Genomic DNA, 1,940 nt, shown 5'->3' on the forward strand with positions numbered 1-1,940 from the left:
CTGGCCTGGCCGTTGCTATTGGGGCTGGGCCTGCGCTATATTCCCCGCCGGGGCCGCCTGATTGGCTTGATCATGGCTTTGGCTATTACTTCAGCCGTCGCCATGGCAGTTATTTATCAACCCGGCCTGGATCCCAACCGGGTTTACTATGGAACCGATACCCGGGCTTTTGCTTTGCTTATTGGCGCGGTACTGGCGCTGGTGTGGCCCAGCCGCAAACTATCGGCAGAGCTTTGCCCCCGGCATCGTATAATACTCGATGCAGCCGGAGGAGCAGCGCTGCTGGCCGTACTTTTAATGATCTGGCAAAGCAATCAATATCAATCTTTTCTATATTACGGCGGGCTTTTGCTCTTCTCAATAGTATCGGCGGTGCTGGTGGCGGTACTGGCCCATCCTGCCAGCCGGCTGGGCAGGCTGTTTGGCATATGGCCATTACGGTGGCTGGGGGTCTGGTCATACGGGATCTACCTGTGGCACTATCCGGTCATAGTCTTAACCAGTCCGGCCGTCAATACCGGGGGACTGAATATTGAACTCGCGATTGAACAAACACTTTTGAGCATTTTTCTGGCCGCGATTTCGTGGTATTTTATCGAGGATCCCATCCGGTTCGGTAAATGGAAAAAGCATTTGGCGTGGTTCTCAAATGGTTTACAATGGCGGCCTAAGTTGCTTCGATTTCGGGATAAGGCAACATTATCGAGTATAGTATTGATTTTTTGTGCATTTATATTGGCGGTGAGCGGGTGTTCGATGATCAGCCAGGCGCAGCAAAAGAGTCTGGCATCCCAGGTTGTCAGTGAAACAGACCAAACGACTATGCCTGCCGGGGCAGAATCACCGGGAAATGAGGGAAATGGAGCTGTGATTCAAGCCGGTACTGAGACGGTGAATCAGGGCGCAGACCAAAAAGATGTATTTACCGGCGGAGGAGTTACGGTTATCGGCGATTCAGTCATGGTGGAAGTGGGACCTGAACTGAAGCAGCTTTTTCCGGATATTCTAGTGGATGCAGCCATTGGCCGGCAAATGCACCAGGCGCCCGGGGTGATCAGGAATCTAAAAGATCAAGGTGTGCTGGGCAAGACGGTTATAATTGAGTTGGGAGCAAATGGAGCATTTACAGAGAAACAGCTCACGGATATACTGAGTTTGCTGGGGGATGACAGACGGATCGTGATGATTAACACCCGGGTTCCGAAACCATGGGAAAGCGTGGTCAATCAGATCCTGGCCCGGACTGCCGCCGCTGATCCAGATATAGAACTGGTTGACTGGTATTCCGCCAGCAGCGGCCATAATGAATATTTTTACGCGGACGGGGTGCACCTGAAAGAAGCCGGGGTTCAGGCTTATGTGTCGCTGGTGGCCAAGGCGGTTCATCCCTAAGCTTTGAAATACATATTGAGCTTTGATCTTGGAATGGAGAGTCCGATGATCGATATAAAAACGAAAGTTTTGGTGGTTGAAGATGAAGAATCAATCAGAAGTTTTATCACTCTTAATCTAAGCGCGGTTGGCTATGCAGTTGGAGAAGCCGATACAGGAGAGAAAGCCCTTGCCATGTCGAGCAGCTTTAGGCCCGATGTTATTGTGCTGGATTTGATGCTGCCGGGAATCGGCGGATTGGAAGTCTGCCAGCAGGTCCGGGAAAAGATGCCTGAGACCTTTGTGATCATGCTGACGGCCAAAGGGCAGGATACCGATAAAATTCTCGGCCTCGAACTAGGAGCCGACGATTATATGGTCAAACCGTTTAACCCCATTGAATTAACCGCGCGAATCAAGGCCATGTTAAGGCGCAGCCCCCATTTCAAGGCGGGACATGATATACTGGCATGCGATGATCTGTTGCTGGACCTCGCTGCCAATAAATTTTTTAAAAACCATAGTGAAATCGAATTAACGCCGACCGAATTCGCTTTGCTGAAGATGTT

General features: G+C 50.8%; 2 protein-coding genes. Both read left to right on the plus strand.

The annotated features are described in order from the left end of the window. The coding region (locus B3W37_RS10065) for an acyltransferase family protein (RefSeq protein WP_483175625.1) at positions 1–1,392 on the plus strand (1,392 nt) is incomplete at its 5' end. 45 nt (positions 1,393–1,437) lie between these two features. Next, positions 1,438–1,940: response regulator transcription factor (locus tag B3W37_RS10070; protein WP_483175632.1), on the plus strand; the 503-nt coding region annotated here is incomplete at its 3' end.

It is taken from the genome of Syntrophomonas sp. UBA5494 (genome assembly GCF_002426325.1).